Here is a 15,523-nt window from a genome sequence, read left to right on the forward strand (position 1 = left end):
GCGGGCGCCCCCCCCCGGCCCCCTACCTCCTCTCTGCCCGGCGCGGGGGGGGGGCCTTGCCGGGGGGGGGGGCCCGGCCCCCCGGCGGGCCCCCCGCCGGTCTGTCCCGTCCCGGCGAAGACGGATCAACGACGACCTGAACTGACCTTCACCGCGCGGCGCTGCGGCCAGCAGAGTGCGAAGCACACCCCAACACCGCTCACCAGCAGCGCTGATGGCCTGGCCGTAGCACCACCGAAGAACTCCATGTGGCCCCCCGACGGCGCGTGCACCACCACCTCGGAGGAATCATGAGCGATCTCTCGCGATGCGGGCATCTCGCCGTCGCTCTGGCCGCGTGTCTGGGCCTCTTGTCCGCCTGTGCGCCAGGGGGCGAAGCCGACAGGTCGCCCGACTCCAAGGACTCGGGTCCCCTCTCCACGGACCCGGCCCAGGCGGGCAAGGTCACGCTCACCGTCTGGGACCAGAACATCGATCCCGGCATCGACGCCTCCACGGAGCGGCTCAACGAGGCGTTCATGCGGAAGTACCCGAACGTCACGGTCAAGCGGGTCTCCCGGTCGTTCAACGACCTCAAGGCGACGATCAAGCTCGCGCTGACGTCCGGCAACCCGCCCGACGTCATCCAGGCCAACCAGGGCTACCCCGACATGGGCGCCTTCGTGAAGGCCGATCTGCTCCGGCCCGTCGCCAGGTACGCACAGGTCTACGGCTGGGACAAGGCCTATCCGCGGCAACTTCTGGACCTCAACCGCTTCTCCGCCGACGGCCGCACCTGGAAGACCGGCGAGCTCTTCGGGGTCTCGCAGACCGGGGAGATCGTCGGCGTCTACTACAACAAGGCCAAGCTGAAGGCCCTGGGGGTGGCCGCCCCCACCACGCTGTCCGAGTTCGAGGCGGCTCTGGGCAAGGCCAAGGCGGCGGACGAACTGCCTCTGGCCTTCGGCAACTCCAACAAGAGCTCCGCCATTCAGCTTTTCGGCGTCGTCCAGGCCGTCGAGGCGGGCAAGCAGGAGGTGCGCGATCTGGTCTTCGGCCAGGGCGATGCGCGGTGGACCGGCGACGGTCTGGTGCGCAGTGCCGAACGGCTGCGGGGATGGGTCGAGAAGGGCTATCTCAGCCGCGGGTTCAACGGGCTGAGCGCGGAGCAGGCCGCGATCGACTTCGCGGAGGGCGAGTCGGCCTTCCTCGTCGACGGCACCTGGCAGGCGGCGCGGCTGGCGCAGAAGATGGGGGCCGGCAAGGTCGGCTTCACCGCCCTGTCGCCGACCCCGGACGCCAGCCCCGTCACCCAGGGCGGGCAGGGCCTGGCCTGGGCAGTCACCTCGAAGTCCGCACACCCGGACGTGGCCGCCGCGTACATCGACTTCCTCGTCGACGAGCAGGGCATGCGGACCGTCGCCGAGTTGGGCAGTCTGCCGGCGCTGCCGCCCTCGTCCCACCGGCCCGCCGCGGGCACCGTCGACGCCGATCTGCTGGCCGAGTGGCGCGAGGTGAGCGAGCGGGACGGGCTCGTGCCGTACCTCGACTACACCACGCCGACGTTCTACGACACGCTGACCGCCGCCTTGCAGGAGATGCTCGCCGGCCGCCAGCCCCCGGAGAAGTTCGGCCGGACGCTGGAGGCGGACGCCGCGGCCTTCCGCAAGAGCCGGTAGCCGGGCCCGCCGTGACCGGCACAGACCCGCTCACTCCCGCGTCCCTACAGAGGCAGAGGCAGAGGCAGAGGCAGAGGCAGAGGCAGACGCAGAAGACGAAGCAGACGCAGACGCAGAAGCCCGGCCGGGCGCGCACGCCGTACGGTCCGACGCGGCGGCCGGTCCAGTGGACCGGCTACCTCTACGCCCTGCCCGCCCTGATCGTCCTCGTGCTCTTCCTGCTGATTCCGCTCGGACGGCTCGTACAGATCTCGCTCTACCACTGGGACGGTCTGTCCCCCTCCACCTGGGCGGGGCTGTCCAACTACGCGGATATCGCGGCCGACTCGGAGCTGAGAGCCGCCTTCGCCCACTCCTTCGTTCTGATCTTCTTCTACGCGGTGGTCCCCATCGTGGTGGCCCTCGCACTCGCCGCGGCGATGACCCGCGCCGCCAGACTCCGCGGAGTCTCCGTCTTCCGCACCCTCCTCTTCCTGCCCCAGGTGGTCGCGACGGTGGTCGTGGCCGCGGCGTGGCGGGCCGTGTACGCCCCCGACGGCGTGCTCAACAGCCTGCTCGCCGGCCTCGGCCTGCCCGTCCAGGACCGGGCCTGGCTGGGAGACTTCGGCACCGCGCTGCCCGCCGTGGGTCTGATCGGGACCTGGCTGGAGGTCGGCCTCTGCCTCGTCCTGTTCCTCTCGGGGATCGGCCAGATACCCCGGGAGCTGTACGAAGCCGCGAGGGTCGACGGCGCGGGACCGGTCCGCGAGTTCCTCGCCGTCACCCTGCCCGGTCTGCGGGGGCATATCGCCGTGGCGCTGACCCTCACGGTCATCGCCGCGCTGCGCACGTTCGACCTCGTATACGTGACCACGCGCGGCGGCCCGGGCAACGCCACCAGCGTCCCCGCGATCACCGTGTACAACCGCGCGTTCAACACCGGGCAGGTCGGATCGGCGTGCGCCGTCGCCGTGGTGCTCACGCTGGTGATCCTCGCCGTCACCTATCTCATCACCAGGCTCCAGCCCGAGGAGGCCGACCGATGATCAACCGGCGGGAGATCGTGGTCACCTACGTGATCCTCACGGCCTTCGCGGTGCTGGCGCTCCTGCCGCTGGCCGGCGTACTGACCTCCGCGCTGTCCGCGCAGGGGGAGACCTCGGCCTCCTTCACCTGGCCGGAAAGACCGCACTGGGGCAACTTCTCGCAGGCCTGGCGCCAGGGCGACTTCGCCTCGTATCTCGGCTCGAGCGCGCTCGTGGCGGTGAGCGTCGTCGTGCTCACCGGGGTCCTCGCGATCCTGGCGGGGTACTCGTTCGCGTACTTCTCCTACCCGGGCCGCTCACTGCTGTTCTACGTCACCCTGATCGGGCTCATGGTTCCCACCGAGGCGTTCGTCATCCCGCTGTACTTCGAGCTGCGCGACCTCCAGCTCACCGACACCTACTGGGCTCTGATCCTTCCCCAGACCGCCCAGTCGCTGGCCTTCGGCACCTTCTGGATGCGCAACTTCTTCCGCTCGGTGCCGCGCAGCGTCGTCGAGGCGGCGAGACTCGACGGCGCGTCGAGCTGGCAGGTGCTGTGGCGCATCCTGGTGCCGGCCAGCCGCCCGGCGCTGCTGACGATGACCATGCTGGTCTTCATGTGGACCTGGAACGAGTTCCTCCTGCCGCTCGTCATGATCACCGACGAGAGCAAGCGGACCGCGCCCCTCGGCCTCGCCTTCTTCCAGGGCGAGCACACCACCCAGTTCTCGCTGATGGCCGCCGCCTCGATCATCGTGGCGCTGCCCGTGGTGGTTCTCTACGCCTTCCTGCAGCGGCACTTCATGGCGGGCATGCTCTCGGGCGGAGTGAAGGGCTGACGGCTACGCGTGCGGGACGGCTACGCGTGCGGTGAAGGGCTGACGGCTACGCGGGCGAGTCGGACCCCCGGCCCGGACGGGCGAGGTTGTCGGGGTGGAGTATCTCCCTCAGGCGCTCCTCGCTGAGCAGCCCGCCTGCCAGCACCAGGTCGTAGACGCTGCTGCCGGTGAGCAGGGCCTCCTGAGCCACCAGCGTCGCCTGCTCGTAGCCGATGTGCGGGTTGAGGGCGGTCGCGATGCCGATGGAGCTCCCGACGAGCTGGGCGAGGTGCTCGCGGTTCGCGGTGATGCCGACGACGCACCGGTCGGCGAGCGTCGTACAGCCCGCCTCGAGGTGCTTCAGGCTCTTGAGCAGGCTGTGGGCGATGACCGGCTCGAAGGCGTTGAGCTGGAGCTGGCCCGCCTCCGCGGCGAAGGTGACGGTCACATCGTTGCCGATCACCTCGAAGGCGATCTGGTTGACGACCTCCGGGATCACCGGGTTGACCTTGCCGGGCATGATGCTGGAGCCGGCCTGCACGGCGGGCAGGCTGATCTCCCCGAAGCCGGCGCGCGGACCGGAGGAGAGCAGACGCAGATCGTTGCAGATCTTGGAGAGCTTCACGGCGATCCGCTTGAGCACCCCGGAGAGCTGGACGAACGCCCCCGCGTCCTGCGTCGCCTCGACGAGGTCGTCGGCCACGGTCAGCGGGATGTCGGTGATGGCCGCGAGATGGCGGCAGGCCGCCTGGGCGTAGTCGGGATGGGCGTTGAGTCCGGTGCCGATCGCCGTGCCGCCGAGGTTGATCTCCCGTACGAGCGCGCACGCCTCGGCGAGCCGGTGCTGGTCCTCCTCGAGCATGACGGCCCAGGCGCCGAACTCCTGGCCCAGCGTCATCGGCACGGCGTCCTGCAGCTGCGTGCGTCCCATCTTCACCACGTCGGCGAACTCCCCGGCCTTGGCGGCGAACGCCCGGCGCAGCACGTCCATGGCGGCCAGAAGGCGCTGGGCCGACAGGTGCAGAGCGACCTTCACGGCCGTCGGGTACACGTCGTTGGTGCTCTGCCCGGCGTTCACGTCCTGCAGCGGATGCAGCCGGCCGTAGTCGCCCCTGGGGTGGCCGAGGATCTCCAGGGCCCTGTTGGCGATGACCTCGTTGGCGTTCATGTTGGTCGACGTGCCGGCGCCGCCCTGGACGACGTCGACGACGAACTGGTCGTGCAGCCGCCCGGAGCGGATCTCCTCGCAGGCCTCGACGACGGCGGCCGCCTTGTCGGCGTCGAGCAGCCCGAGGTCCCGGTTGGCGGAGGCGGCGGCCTGCTTCACGGCGGCCAGGGCGGTCACCAGGTCCGGATAGGCGGATATCGGGGTGCCGGTGATCGGGAAGTTCTCCGTGGCGCGCAGGGTGTGGACGCCGTAGTAGGCGTCGGCCGGTACGGCCCGGTCTCCCAGCAGATCGTGCTCGACGCGGTGTGCGGAACCGGGCGCGTCGGCCCTGTCCTTCGCGGCTGGCGTCGTGGCGGCGTCGGTCATCGGCTTCCCGTTCGTCGGTGCTGAGGGGGAGAGGGCAGTACGGAGTGGGGGAGGGCGGTACGGAGTGGGGCGGTGCGCGGGGGAGAGGAGGTCGAGGAGGTCAGTGTCCGGCGGGCGCCAGGGCGGGAGCGCCGAGGATTCGGCGCAGCGCCTCTGCCCGACCGGCCGCCTCGGGCGAGGCCATCGCGGCGGCCAGCACCGCGATCCGGGCCTGGCCGGCGCGCAGCGTCCCGGTCGGCGTCGCGCCCGCCGCGATCAGGTCGACGGCGCCGCCGCCGGTGTACAGGGGGGTCACCGGCCCGGCGGCGACCCGGGTGGTGAGCGCGACGAGCACCCCGCGCGAGGTGGCGCGGGCCACCGCCTCGGCGACCTCGGGCGTCGCGTTGCCCGCACCGGTGGCGACGAGCACCACGCCCTGCGCGCCGGCCTCGACGGCGGTCTCCAGCATCAGCGCGTCGGCGTCGCAGTGGTGCATGACCATGTCCACGCGCGGAAGCGACGAGTCCAGCTCCGGAAGGCCGAGGGCCGCCGGGCGCTCGGGCCGGCGCCGTACGCGCACCCGGCCGAAGCCGACCTCGCCGACCGGCGGGCCCGACGGATCGCCGAAGGCGTCGGCCGCCAGCGTCTGCGTCTTGACCGTTCCGCGCGCGGCGTACACCGAGCGGTCGAAGACGACGACGACACCGAGGTCCCGGACCGTCGCGGCGGTCAGGAGGGCGTCGTGGAGGTTGCCGGCCGCGTCGCCGTCGGGCGTGTCCAGCGGCTGCTGCGCCCCGGTGAAGACCACGGGCCTGGGGTCGTGGTGGTGGAGGTCGAGCAGGAACGCCGACTCCTCCAGGGTGTCCGTGCCATGAGTGACGACGACTCCGTCGACGTCGGGGTCGGCGAGGACCCCGTGCACCGTGCGCAGGAGAGTGAGCTGGTGGGCCGTGGTCAGGCGGGAGCTGTTGAGCGTGAACAGGTCGATGACCTGCGTGGTGACGCCTTCGGGGAGGGCCGCGGCGGCCAGCACGTCGCTGCCGTGCGCTTCGGCTGCGTACCCCGCCCCCTGCCAGCGGCTGGCTATGGTTCCGCCGGTGCTGACCACGACGATGCGTCCCACGGTCGTCTCGCTCTCCTTGTCGCCAGTGTGCGCCCTGGCCGGTGGCCTGGCCGGAGAGAAGCGGACTCATGTGGTCCGCGACCTCTCCGCGAGCGCCTTCGCCGTGGAACTTTAGCTAATTCGCCGCGCAATGTGGTTGCGAAATTCGGCCCCTTCCCGCCTCGACGGTGGTAGAGAATTGCGCCATGGACGAGATCGATAGAAATATCTTGCGTGAGCTCCAGGCCGACGGCCGGCTGTCCAACAACGAGCTGGCGCAGCGGGTGGGGCTGACTGCCTCGCCCTGCATGCGGCGCGTGCGCCAGCTCGAGCTGGACGGAGTGATCCGCGGCTACCGGGCTGTGATCGACCCGGAGGCGGTCGGGCGGACCTTCGAGGTCCTGGTGTCGGTGGAGGTGCAGCGGGACCGGGAGACGGTCGAGGCGTTCGAGGCCAAGCTCCAGGAGTTCGAGGACATCATCGAGGCGTACCGCCTGTTCGGCAGCCCCGGCTGCCTGCTGCGCATCGCCGTAGCCGACATCGCGGCGTACGAACGGCTGTGGATCGAGCGGCTCACCTCGCTGCCGGGCGTCACCGAGGTGAACTCCCAGATCATCATGAAGCGGATCAAGGAACCGCGGGGCCTGCCGGTCGCCCCGTGAGCCGGCTCGCGGACCCGGCCGACGGCTCACACGGTGATGACGACCTTGCCGCGTGCGCGCCCCTCCTGCAGATAGCGGACGGCTTCGGCGACCTCGGGGAGCGGGAACGTCCGGTCGACGACCGGAGTGAGACTGCCGTCCTCGATGGCCTTCCGCAGGAACTCGAGGTCCTCCGCGCGCTCCGCCGAGAACAGCCCGCGCAGCCGGTGACGCACGAACGGCGCCAACGCGAGCGCCCCGAGCAGGCGGTCGACGCCGCCGAACCAGCGGCCGGGCGCCTCGCTTCCGACGATGACCAGAGTCCCTCGGGGCGTGAGAGCCCGCCGCAGCCGCTTCACCGGGCGGTGGCCCGCGATGTCCAGGACGAGGTCGTAGCGGCGCGCGCCGTCCGTGACGTCCTCGGCCGAGTAGTCGACGACCTCGTCCGCGCCGATCGAGCGCACCAGGTCCGTCTTGCCGGTGCTGCACACACCGGTGACGTGCGCGCCGTACGACTTGGCCAACTGCACCGCGTACGTGCCCACTCCGCCCGCCGCCCCGATGACCAGCACCTTCTGCCCCGGCTGCACCTTCCCCTGGTCGCGCAGCCCCTGCAGGGCGGTGAAGCCGGAGATGGCGACCGCCGCCGCCTGCTCGAAGGTGAGGCGGGCCGGCTTCGGCGCGAACTTGTGCGCGGGGGCGCACCCGTACTCGGCGAAGGACCCCTCGCAGGTGCCGAACACCTCGTCGCCCGGCTTGAACCGGGTCACGTTCGCTCCGACCGCCTCGACGCGCCCCGCCACGTCCAGCCCCCGCACCCGCACCTTCGGCGCGCGCAGCCCGAAGCCCATGATGCGCAGCAGGTACGGCATGCCCGTCGTGAGGTGCCAGACCCCCGGGTCGACGCCCGCGGCGTGCACCTTCACCAGCACGTCGTCGGGCCCCGGAGCGGGCTTGGCGATGTCCCTGAGCTCCAGGACGTCCAGTGAGCCGTACGTGTCTTGAACGATGGCCTTCACGGTGTCTCTCCTGCACTGTCGGGGTACTGGAACACCTCGTCGAGCGGCACTGCGAACACTCTGGCGATCTGGAACGCCATCTCCAGGGACGGCGAGTAGCGCCCGGCCTCGATGGCGATGACGGTCTGCCGGGTCACGCCGATGCGCTCCGCCAGGCCGGCCTGGGTCATCTCGCCGTGCGCGAAGCGCAGGGCGCGGATCGAGTTCGTGACGCGGGTCGGCTTCACCACGGGAAGAAGCCCCGTCGGTAGGCGACGATCTTGGCGACGGAGCCGAGGACCGCCGAGAGGGCGAAGGCCAGGTAGATCGCGTTGGCGATCCAGAAGTGGCTCAGCTCGGCCAGCGCCATGCCGAACGCGGCCACCCCGCCGACGACGACGAACGACTGGCCGATGTGCTCGCCGAACCGGCCGATCTCCCGGTCGCGCTGGTCCTTCTGGTTGTCGCCCTCGGGCGAGGCGATCGCCACGGCGATGTGCAGCACGATGGCCGCCGCGATCGCCGCGGCGATGGTCCACAGGACCGTCGACACATACGACACCTCGGCCAGAGGCGTGTGGTCCGCTCGCCCGAGGATGACGGCGAGGTAGGCCGCGTACGCGCAGACCGTGACCACCGCCATGATCCACGCGCGTTTCTCTTCGATGGCCACGCCGACTCCTATGTAAAAGATTGTTGACATCCGTGAATGTAAAGCAGCGCCGACACGGTGTCAAACATTCTTTACTCGGCTCCGGATGTGGCGCCTCGGGTGCGGGCTCGCTTCCGGGGCGGGACGCAGAACTGCCGGGCCGCACCATGAGGTGCGACCCGGCAGTCGGTGGTTCGCTTGGCTCGCGTGGGCTACCAGGTGTGCGCGACGTCCACGATCAGCTGGTCGCCGGACTGCTGCACCCGGAACGGCAGCTTCGCCCGGACGCCGAGGCCGACCTGGGTCTGCCCCTCGAAGCTCGCGCCGAACTTGGCGTCCTTGAACGTCTTGTATCCGGTGAGGTTCACGCCCGGCAGCGCCTGCCCGCCCTTCCCCTTGTAGACGGGCTTGCCGGTGGCCGGGTCGTAGCTCGGCGCGTTGACGAAGACCTGGAGGATGGCGCCGCCGCTGACCGGTATCAGGTCGCCGGAGCCGTCCTGGTGGAACTTGTCGACGTAGCCGACGTGGTAGCCGACCTTGCCCGTCGCGCCGCTGATGTCGAAGACCATCCGGTCGTAGCACGTGCTCTGGCTGGTCTTGATGTTCTGCAGCGGCTTCGCCGTCGAGTCCGTGGCGGACTTCAGGCCGCTGCCCCAGGCGGTCGAGCAGGCCGCCGCCGAGGTGGCCCCGCCGGTCGCGGCGCCGGCGACGCCCGCCGTGCCCGCCAGTCCGGCGCCCGCCAGCGCGAGCGCCGCTGCCGCTGTCCATAGCCGTCGCATGACTCACTCCAAGATCAAGGTTGCGTACAGATGCATGGATGAAGACGCCTGGGAGCCTGCGAAGTTGCGCGGACGTCGGCTTTCGGTCAGCCGCGAGCGGAAGTTGTCGCGAATGCAATGCTGTCGGTCGCTCACGGAAGGAGCCCGGCGTGCCTTCCGTACGTCAGGCGGCCGTGCCTACCACACCAAGTGTCCCATTGGAGCGGCTTCTCCCGCCTTGGTCGAGGAGTGGCTACGAGCGTTCGCTCCGGCAACCTCGGACGCGCCGCGCCGGGGCTCCCGTGCAGCGCTGAGGGGCCCGGACCCGCGTGCCCCGGCGACCCTGCGCGACCACTCCCTGAGGCGCCCGGCCCCCGCGCGCCACCCGGCCGCCCGTGCCGTGCGGGAGTGCCGGGAGGCTCGTAGATTGATCTGTGAGCAGGGCTGGAACGGAGGAACGGCGGGCGTGTGAGGCCATGAATCTCGACTACGCAGCGCTGTTCTCCGCTACCCCCAGCCCCTACCTCGTCCTCGACCGGGACTTCGTCATCGTCGACGTGAACCGCGCGTACCTCCAGGCCACGCTGCGGACGCAGGACGACCTGGTCGGCCAGTACGTCTTCGACGCCTTCCCGGGCAACCCGGCGAACCCGGACGCGGACGGGGCGTCCACCCTCGAGTCGTCGTTCTGGCGCGTCCTGACCACCGGCGAGCCCGACTCGCTGGCCCTGCAGCGGTACGACATCCCGCTCCCGGGCACGTCCGCGCTGTTCGAGGAGCGCTGGTGGTCCACGATCAACACCCCCGTCCTGGATGCGAACGGCGAGGTCGTGTGGATCATCCACCGGGTCGAGGACGTGACCGCCTTCATCCGCGACCGCCGAGGCGGCGGGCGGTCGGCGCGCGAGGAGGGGATGGAGGCCGAGCTCTACGCCCGCGCCCGCGAGCTGCAACGGCTCAACGACGAGCTCCGTCAGGCGCACGCCCGTGAGCGCCACATCGCGCTCACCCTCCAAGAGGCCATGCTGCACGCACCGGACCTCGGCAACCACCAGGACATCGCGGTGCGCTACCTGCCCGCGATCGGATCGCTGAACGTGTGCGGAGACTGGTACGACGTGGTCGACCTCCCCGACGGCTGCTTCGCCGTCTCCGTCGGCGACGTCGTGGGCCACGGGCTGCCCGCCGCGACCGTCATGGGCATGCTGCGCAGCGCGCTGAGCGCCGCCGCGCGCGCCGTCGAGGGCCCGGCCAAGGCGCTGGAGGTGCTGGGGCTGTACGCCCGCTCCGTCGACGGAGCGGTGGCCGCCACCGCCGTACAGGTGCTGATCGATTCGGGCCGGCGTCTGATCACCTACAGCAGCGCCGGACATCTGCCGCCGATCCTGCTGCACAACGACGGCACGCGCGACCTCCTGGACCAGGCCACCGACCCGCCGCTCGGGGCGCGGCCGGATCACGTCTCCCGTCCGCAGGCCAGCTGCGCCTACGTCCCCGGCGACACCCTCGTGCTCTACACCGACGGGCTCATCGAGCGCCGCGAGGAAGACATCGACGCGGGCATGAACCGGCTCGCCGACGCGCTCTCCCGCCACCGGCGCCTCGGCACGCAGCGCCTCGCCGACGCGGTGCTCGCGCGCCTCGATGTGAGCGGCGGCGCCCGCGACGACATCGCGCTCGTCATCGTCCGCCTCTGACCCCTGCGGCATGCGGCCGTTGACCGGGGGTAACCGCAGCAGGACACCCGACCAGCCGAGTGGGGGCGAAATCGATGCGGGCCGGATTCAACGGCACGGGAGCGAAGTCAGCAGGAGCCAAGCCGACGCGAGCGAAGCCGACGAAGACGAAGGCGAAGATGAAGACGAAGCCGACGAGAGCGAAGTGGGCGAGTACCTGGTCGACGCGGGCGAAGCCGGCGACCGCGCACGCGCCGGACGAGAGCGACACGCCACGGCCAGCCGCGCCCCTGACGCCTTTCCTGCGGGTGCTGGCCATGGCGGCGGCGTTCGCGGCGACGGTGGCCTTCAGCGTGGTCCTCGCACGGCTGACCCTGGAGCCCTCCGCGGCGTCCGAGGCGCTCACCCACAGCAACCTTCGCCCGGGCGACTCGATCCGCGCCTACCTGGAGCAGCCCGCGTTCCTCGACACGGTCAAGCAGCTGGGCGGAAACCTGGTCATGGGAGTGCCCTTCGGGGTCCTCCTGCCGGTGCTCGTGCCGCAGACCCGAGGGCTGCTGCGGGTGGCGGTGGCGACGGCCGTGGTGATGACGCTGGTCGAGCTGGTCCAGGGGTCCCTCATCACCGGCCGTGCCTTCGACGTCGACGACGTCATCCTGAACACGACCGGCGCGCTGCTGGGGTACCTCGTGCTCGGCCGCCGCCTCGGCCGCGCCGTGCACCCCAGGCGCAGTCACTGGTGGCACCGCTGGACGCGGAGCGAGCCGAGCCGGTGACCGGCCCGTCGGCCGGCCGGAGCGTCCGCTCTGTGAGCGGCGGCTCCGGCCAGAGGCCGTGTGCCAGTCAGGCCGCGGCGGCGCCCGGCGGGACCGGGGCTCGGCGCAGTCCGCTGTCCTGCCCCGAGCCGTACGGCACGAAGCCCCACTGGCTCAGCAGCTCCGCCTGGAGGGAGGCCGGCTCGCCCGCGAAGGCGGGCTGCCCCGCCGCGTCGGCCAGCTGCAGGACGGGCGCGAGCACCGCCCCGGCTGCCTCGTCGCCGCCGCTGGCGGTGGTCCCGACGGCGGCCAGCGTCCAGTGCTCGTTCTCGTGCTGGAACCGGCTGGCGTGGTACGCGGAGAGCATCCCGGCGGGCGTGCGCAGCTCGTGCAGCCGCAGCAGAGCCATGTACTCGCCCTCGTCGATGCAGGCCCCCGGCGGCAGCCAGACGGCAGCCGCCTCCAGAACGTCCGCCTCCGACTCGGCCACCCATACCCGGCCCGTCTCCAGACCGAAATGAGCCAGCGTCAGCCGTAGTTCAGACTGCGATTCCACGGCGAACTGACGGCGTCCGCCGCTCAGCAGCCGGACGATCGCGTTCACGTCCTGCAAACGGGCGCGGCGGGCCGTGACCCGTTGCGACGAGAGGAGTGGCATGAGCCGTGCCTTTCGATCGTTTCGCGCGGGGCGCCCCAGGACGCCCCTCTTTCTTTGCCCCGGGACGTGCCCAAGGGCTCCGTTGCCCCAGGGTGAGTAAAGGCTCTTCAGCCGTCTTCGGCAAGGCTACGGCGGCGACTGTAAGAGCGGCGTCTGTGCGGCGGGCCCCCGTCGCAGGCTCCCGGGCCGCCGCACAGCAGGCCTCCTGAGCCCCGCTCGCCGCCCTCCTGCGAGCGGAATCCGCCGACAGGGGAGAGGGTGGATCAATGCGCCCCAGCGGATCGGAGAATTCCATGAGCGGCGAGGAGACCCCGGCCCTGTCGTGCCTGGTGACGGGCGCGAGCGGATACATCGGCGGGCGGCTCGCGCCGGAGCTGCTGGAGGCCGGCCACCGGGTCCGGTGCATGGTCCGGTCCCCGGAGAAGCTGCGCGACTTCCCCTGGGCGGGACGCGTCGAGGCGGTGCGCGGCGACGTGACCGACCCGGAGAGCCTCGGCGAGGCGCTGCGCGGCATCGACGTCGCGTACTACCTCGTACACGCTCTGCGCACCGGCGAGGACTTCGAGCAGACCGACCGAAAGGCCGCCCGGGACTTCGCGGACCGCGCCCGCGCCGCCGGCGTGCGGCGCATCGTCTATCTGGGCGGGCTGACCCCGGCCGACGTGCCGGAGCGCGAGCTGTCGGCGCATCTGCGCTCCCGCGCCGAGGTCGGCGAGATCTTCCTGCGCTCCGCGGTCCCGGCGACCGTGCTGCGGGCCGCGGTCGTCGTCGGCTCCGGCTCGGCGTCCTTCGAGATGCTCCGCTACCTCACCGAGCGGCTGCCGGTCATGGTCACCCCCAGCTGGGTCGGCACCCGCATCCAGCCCATCGCGGTCCGCGACGTGCTGCGCTACCTCGTGGGCAGCGCCCGGATGCCCGACGAGGTGAACCGCGCGTTCGACGTCGGCGGGCCCGACGTCGTCACCTACGAGCAGATGATGCGGCGGTACGCCGTGACGGCGCGGCTGCCCCACCGGCTGATCCTGCGGGTGCCGATGCTCACCCCCCGGCTGTCCAGCCTCTGGATCGGCCTCGTCACCCCCGTGCCGCCCTCCCTCGCCAGGCCGCTGGCCGAGTCGCTGCGCCACGAGGTCGTCTGCCGCGAGCACGACATCGCCCAGTACGTTCCCGACCCGCCCGGCGGGCCGATCGGTCTCGACCGGGCCCTCGCGCTGGCCCTCCAGCGGGTACGCGAGGCCCAGGTCGCCACCCGCTGGTCCTCGGCCGCCCTGCCCGGCGCCCCGAGCGACCCGCTGCCCACGGACCCCGACTGGGCCGGCGGCAGCCTGTACGTCGACCGGCGCGCCCTCGACGTCGAGGCGTCCCCGCAGGCCCTGTGGCAGGTCATCGAGGGCATCGGCGGCGACAACGGCTGGTACTCCTTCCCGCTCGCCTGGGCGGTACGGGGCTGGCTCGACCGGCTGGTCGGCGGCGTCGGGCTCCGCCGCGGCCGCCGGGACGCGGCACGACTGCGGGTGGGCGACTCGCTGGACTTCTGGCGGGTGGAGGAGATCGAGCCGGGCCGGCTGCTGCGGCTGCGCGCCGAGATGCGCCTGCCGGGGCTCGCCTGGCTGGAGATGCACGCCGACCCGGTCTCCGTCCCTGCCGGTTCCCGCGCCCGCTACCGGCAGCGGGCGGTGTTCCACCCCCGCGGCCTGCTCGGGCATCTGTACTGGTGGAGCGTGTCGCCGTTCCACGCCGTCGTGTTCGGCGGCATGGCGCGCAACATCGCCCGGGCGGCGCTGCACGCCGACGCCCAGGCAGCCCGGGCCGCGCGGCCGAGCTGACCCGTTCCCGGGACCGCCGCGCCGGGGTCCCGGGAACGGGCCAGGGACGGAGACCGGGTCAGGGGCCCGTGCGGACGGGACGGCGGGCGGCCGACTGTGGGGGCCTGGTCGTTCCCCGCAGCGAAGGTCGTGATCGGAATGTGCGGAATCCTGGGCCACTTCGGCGCCGACGTATCCCCGCACCGCGTGCGTGTCGCCGCCGCGCAGATGTGCGACGCGCCGTTGGGCGGCGGCTGTGTGCGCAGGGGGCCGGGGTGGGCGCTGGCGGCGGGGCGCGCGGCGACCGGCGGGGGGATCACCGCCGCCTTCGAAGGCGATATCGACAACCGGCTCGCCCTGTTCACCCGCCTGGAGGTGCGCGGCCACGCCGTCGCCGACCGGGACGAGGCGGCGGTGCTGCGGTCCGCCTTCGAGCTGGACGGAGCGGAGTTCCCCGAGCACGTCCAGGGGGCGTACGCCGCGGCCGTCGTGGACGCCCGCGGCGCCCCGGTGCTCGTGCTGGCCACCGACGACGCGGGGACGACCCCGCTCTACTACCACTGGGACGCCTCCCGCGAGCAGTTGTGCTTCGCCTCGGAGATCCCGGCCCTGCTCACCCTGCTCCCGGGCCGTCCGTCCCTGTGGGAGCCGGGCCTCGACGCGTATCTCGCCGCCGGGGCGCCGCTCCACGACCGGACGCTCATCGACGGGGTACGGGTGCTGCCGCCCGGCGCCACCGCCGTGTGCCGGCGCGGGCGCGGTCTGCGCGTGACCCGCCGGGCGTCCGCCTCCGGCCGGACGGCGCCCGCGCCCGGTCCCGCGGCGAGCGCCGAGCCCACCTGTCTGCTCGGCGCCGGGGGCCCGGGCGCGGACCTGGTGACGGATCTGCGCGGCCCGGCACGGCAGGAGCTGCCCTCCGTCGGCCTGGCGGCCGAGCAGGGGGCGGGCCAGGGCAGCGGTCAGCGGGCCGAGATCGACGCCGCCCGCCTGCCGCACCTGCTGCCCGATCTCGTCTGGCGTCTCGGGCAGCCCGACGCCGACCCGGCCGCCCTCACGGCCTACGTCCTGTACGAGTCCGCGCATCGCGCCGGCTTCCGCGCCGCGCTGGCCACCGACCCGGTCGACGAGATCATCGACGGCCGGGCACGGGTCGAGACAGCGGTCCGCGCCGACCCGCCCACCGCCTCGGGCGCCGGGGCGTGGCTCGCTCGGTACGTCGACGGGCTCGCCGCGGTGCCCGGCAAGACCCGCACACGCCTGTACAGCTCCGACTACCGCGCGTACCTCGCCGACCGGGGCGACACGGCGCAGACCCTGGCGGCCCAGCTCGGCGAGGAGGCGGCCGGCGGGGCGCGCCGTGCGGCGCTCACCCGCTTCGAGCTGGACGTCCTGCTGCCCGCGCGCGGCCTGCGGCGCATGGCCCACCTGAGCGGCAGCCACTCGGTATGCGCCCGGCTGCCCATCGCGCCGCGCCCGGCCTGGGCG

General features: G+C 72.2%; 15 protein-coding genes. 8 read left to right on the plus strand and 7 right to left on the minus strand.

All coding sequences use genetic code 11. The features are described 5' to 3' along the window. Positions 1 to 290 precede the first annotated feature (290 nt). The 3 genes from AB0M39_RS38520 to AB0M39_RS38530 all read left to right on the plus strand — a co-directional run bounded on the left by AB0M39_RS38520 (position 291) and on the right by AB0M39_RS38530 (position 3,501). A complete protein-coding gene (locus AB0M39_RS38520) occupies positions 291 to 1,658 on the plus strand; it encodes an extracellular solute-binding protein (RefSeq protein ID WP_365372797.1) in 1,368 nt (455 codons plus the stop codon). Positions 1,659 to 1,846: 188 nt separating this feature from the next. Further along, a complete protein-coding gene (locus AB0M39_RS38525) occupies positions 1,847 to 2,683 on the plus strand; it encodes a sugar ABC transporter permease (protein ID WP_365372831.1) in 837 nt (278 codons plus the stop codon). Further along, a complete protein-coding gene (locus AB0M39_RS38530) occupies positions 2,680 to 3,501 on the plus strand; it encodes a carbohydrate ABC transporter permease (protein WP_365372800.1) in 822 nt (273 codons plus the stop codon). The genes AB0M39_RS38525 and AB0M39_RS38530 overlap by 4 nt, the downstream gene beginning before the upstream one ends. A gap of 46 nt (positions 3,502 to 3,547) precedes the next feature. Here AB0M39_RS38530 and aspA read toward each other — a convergent pair whose 3' ends face one another. Both aspA and AB0M39_RS38540 read right to left on the minus strand, forming a co-directional pair. After that, positions 3,548 to 5,014 carry an aspartate ammonia-lyase gene (gene aspA / locus AB0M39_RS38535; RefSeq protein ID WP_365372802.1) on the minus strand — a complete coding sequence of 489 codons (1,467 nt, stop codon included), beginning with the start codon at positions 5,012 to 5,014 and terminating at the stop codon, positions 3,548 to 3,550. A 100-nt stretch (positions 5,015 to 5,114) separates the two neighbouring features. Continuing rightward, positions 5,115 to 6,116 carry an asparaginase gene (locus AB0M39_RS38540; RefSeq protein WP_365372805.1) on the minus strand — a complete coding sequence of 334 codons (1,002 nt, stop codon included), beginning with the start codon at positions 6,114 to 6,116 and terminating at the stop codon, positions 5,115 to 5,117. A gap of 185 nt (positions 6,117 to 6,301) precedes the next feature. On the opposite strand from AB0M39_RS38540, the gene AB0M39_RS38545 reads away from it, so the two are divergent. Next, positions 6,302 to 6,757 carry an Lrp/AsnC family transcriptional regulator gene (locus AB0M39_RS38545; protein WP_365372808.1) on the plus strand — a complete coding sequence of 152 codons (456 nt, stop codon included), beginning with the start codon at positions 6,302 to 6,304 and terminating at the stop codon, positions 6,755 to 6,757. A 26-nt stretch (positions 6,758 to 6,783) separates the two neighbouring features. Here the strand turns inward: AB0M39_RS38545 and AB0M39_RS38550 are convergent, their stop codons facing one another. The 4 genes from AB0M39_RS38550 to AB0M39_RS38565 form a co-directional block, all read right to left on the minus strand. Further along, entirely contained in the window at positions 6,784 to 7,755 is a 972-nt protein-coding gene (locus AB0M39_RS38550; RefSeq protein WP_365372810.1) for an NAD(P)-dependent alcohol dehydrogenase, read from the minus strand. Further along, positions 7,752 to 7,985: a helix-turn-helix transcriptional regulator gene (locus AB0M39_RS38555; RefSeq protein ID WP_365372812.1), complete on the minus strand. Its 234-nt coding sequence runs from the start codon at positions 7,983 to 7,985 to the stop codon at positions 7,752 to 7,754. Before AB0M39_RS38555 ends, AB0M39_RS38550 begins: the two co-directional genes overlap by 4 nt. Then, the gene (locus AB0M39_RS38560; protein ID WP_365372814.1) at positions 7,979 to 8,407 is read right to left on the minus strand and encodes a hypothetical protein; all 429 of its coding nucleotides are present in this window, start codon (positions 8,405 to 8,407) and stop codon (positions 7,979 to 7,981) included. Before AB0M39_RS38560 ends, AB0M39_RS38555 begins: the two co-directional genes overlap by 7 nt. Positions 8,408 to 8,598: 191 nt before the next feature. Next, positions 8,599 to 9,165 carry a hypothetical protein gene (locus AB0M39_RS38565; protein WP_365372816.1) on the minus strand — a complete coding sequence of 189 codons (567 nt, stop codon included), beginning with the start codon at positions 9,163 to 9,165 and terminating at the stop codon, positions 8,599 to 8,601. A 455-nt stretch (positions 9,166 to 9,620) separates the two neighbouring features. On the opposite strand from AB0M39_RS38565, the gene AB0M39_RS38570 reads away from it, so the two are divergent. Both AB0M39_RS38570 and AB0M39_RS38575 read left to right on the plus strand, forming a co-directional pair. After that, positions 9,621 to 10,841: a SpoIIE family protein phosphatase gene (locus tag AB0M39_RS38570; protein ID WP_365372819.1), complete on the plus strand. Its 1,221-nt coding sequence runs from the start codon at positions 9,621 to 9,623 to the stop codon at positions 10,839 to 10,841. 158 nt (positions 10,842 to 10,999) lie between these two features. Continuing rightward, a complete protein-coding gene (locus AB0M39_RS38575) occupies positions 11,000 to 11,596 on the plus strand; it encodes a VanZ family protein (RefSeq protein ID WP_365372822.1) in 597 nt (198 codons plus the stop codon). A gap of 67 nt (positions 11,597 to 11,663) precedes the next feature. Here the strand turns inward: AB0M39_RS38575 and AB0M39_RS38580 are convergent, their stop codons facing one another. Next, positions 11,664 to 12,179 carry a hypothetical protein gene (locus tag AB0M39_RS38580; protein WP_365372825.1) on the minus strand — a complete coding sequence of 172 codons (516 nt, stop codon included), beginning with the start codon at positions 12,177 to 12,179 and terminating at the stop codon, positions 11,664 to 11,666. A gap of 347 nt (positions 12,180 to 12,526) precedes the next feature. Here AB0M39_RS38580 and AB0M39_RS38585 point away from each other — a divergent pair, with 347 nt between their 5' ends. Further along, complete coding sequence (locus AB0M39_RS38585) at positions 12,527 to 14,059, plus strand: SDR family oxidoreductase (protein ID WP_365372827.1); 1,533 nt, start codon at positions 12,527 to 12,529, stop codon at positions 14,057 to 14,059. Positions 14,060 to 14,197: 138 nt separating this feature from the next. After that, on the plus strand, positions 14,198 to 15,523 hold a 1,326-nt coding region (locus tag AB0M39_RS38590), incomplete at its 3' end, for an asparagine synthase-related protein (protein ID WP_365372829.1).

The organism is Streptomyces sp. NPDC051907 (genome assembly GCF_040681075.1).
GTDB lineage: Bacteria > Actinomycetota > Actinomycetes > Streptomycetales > Streptomycetaceae > Streptomyces.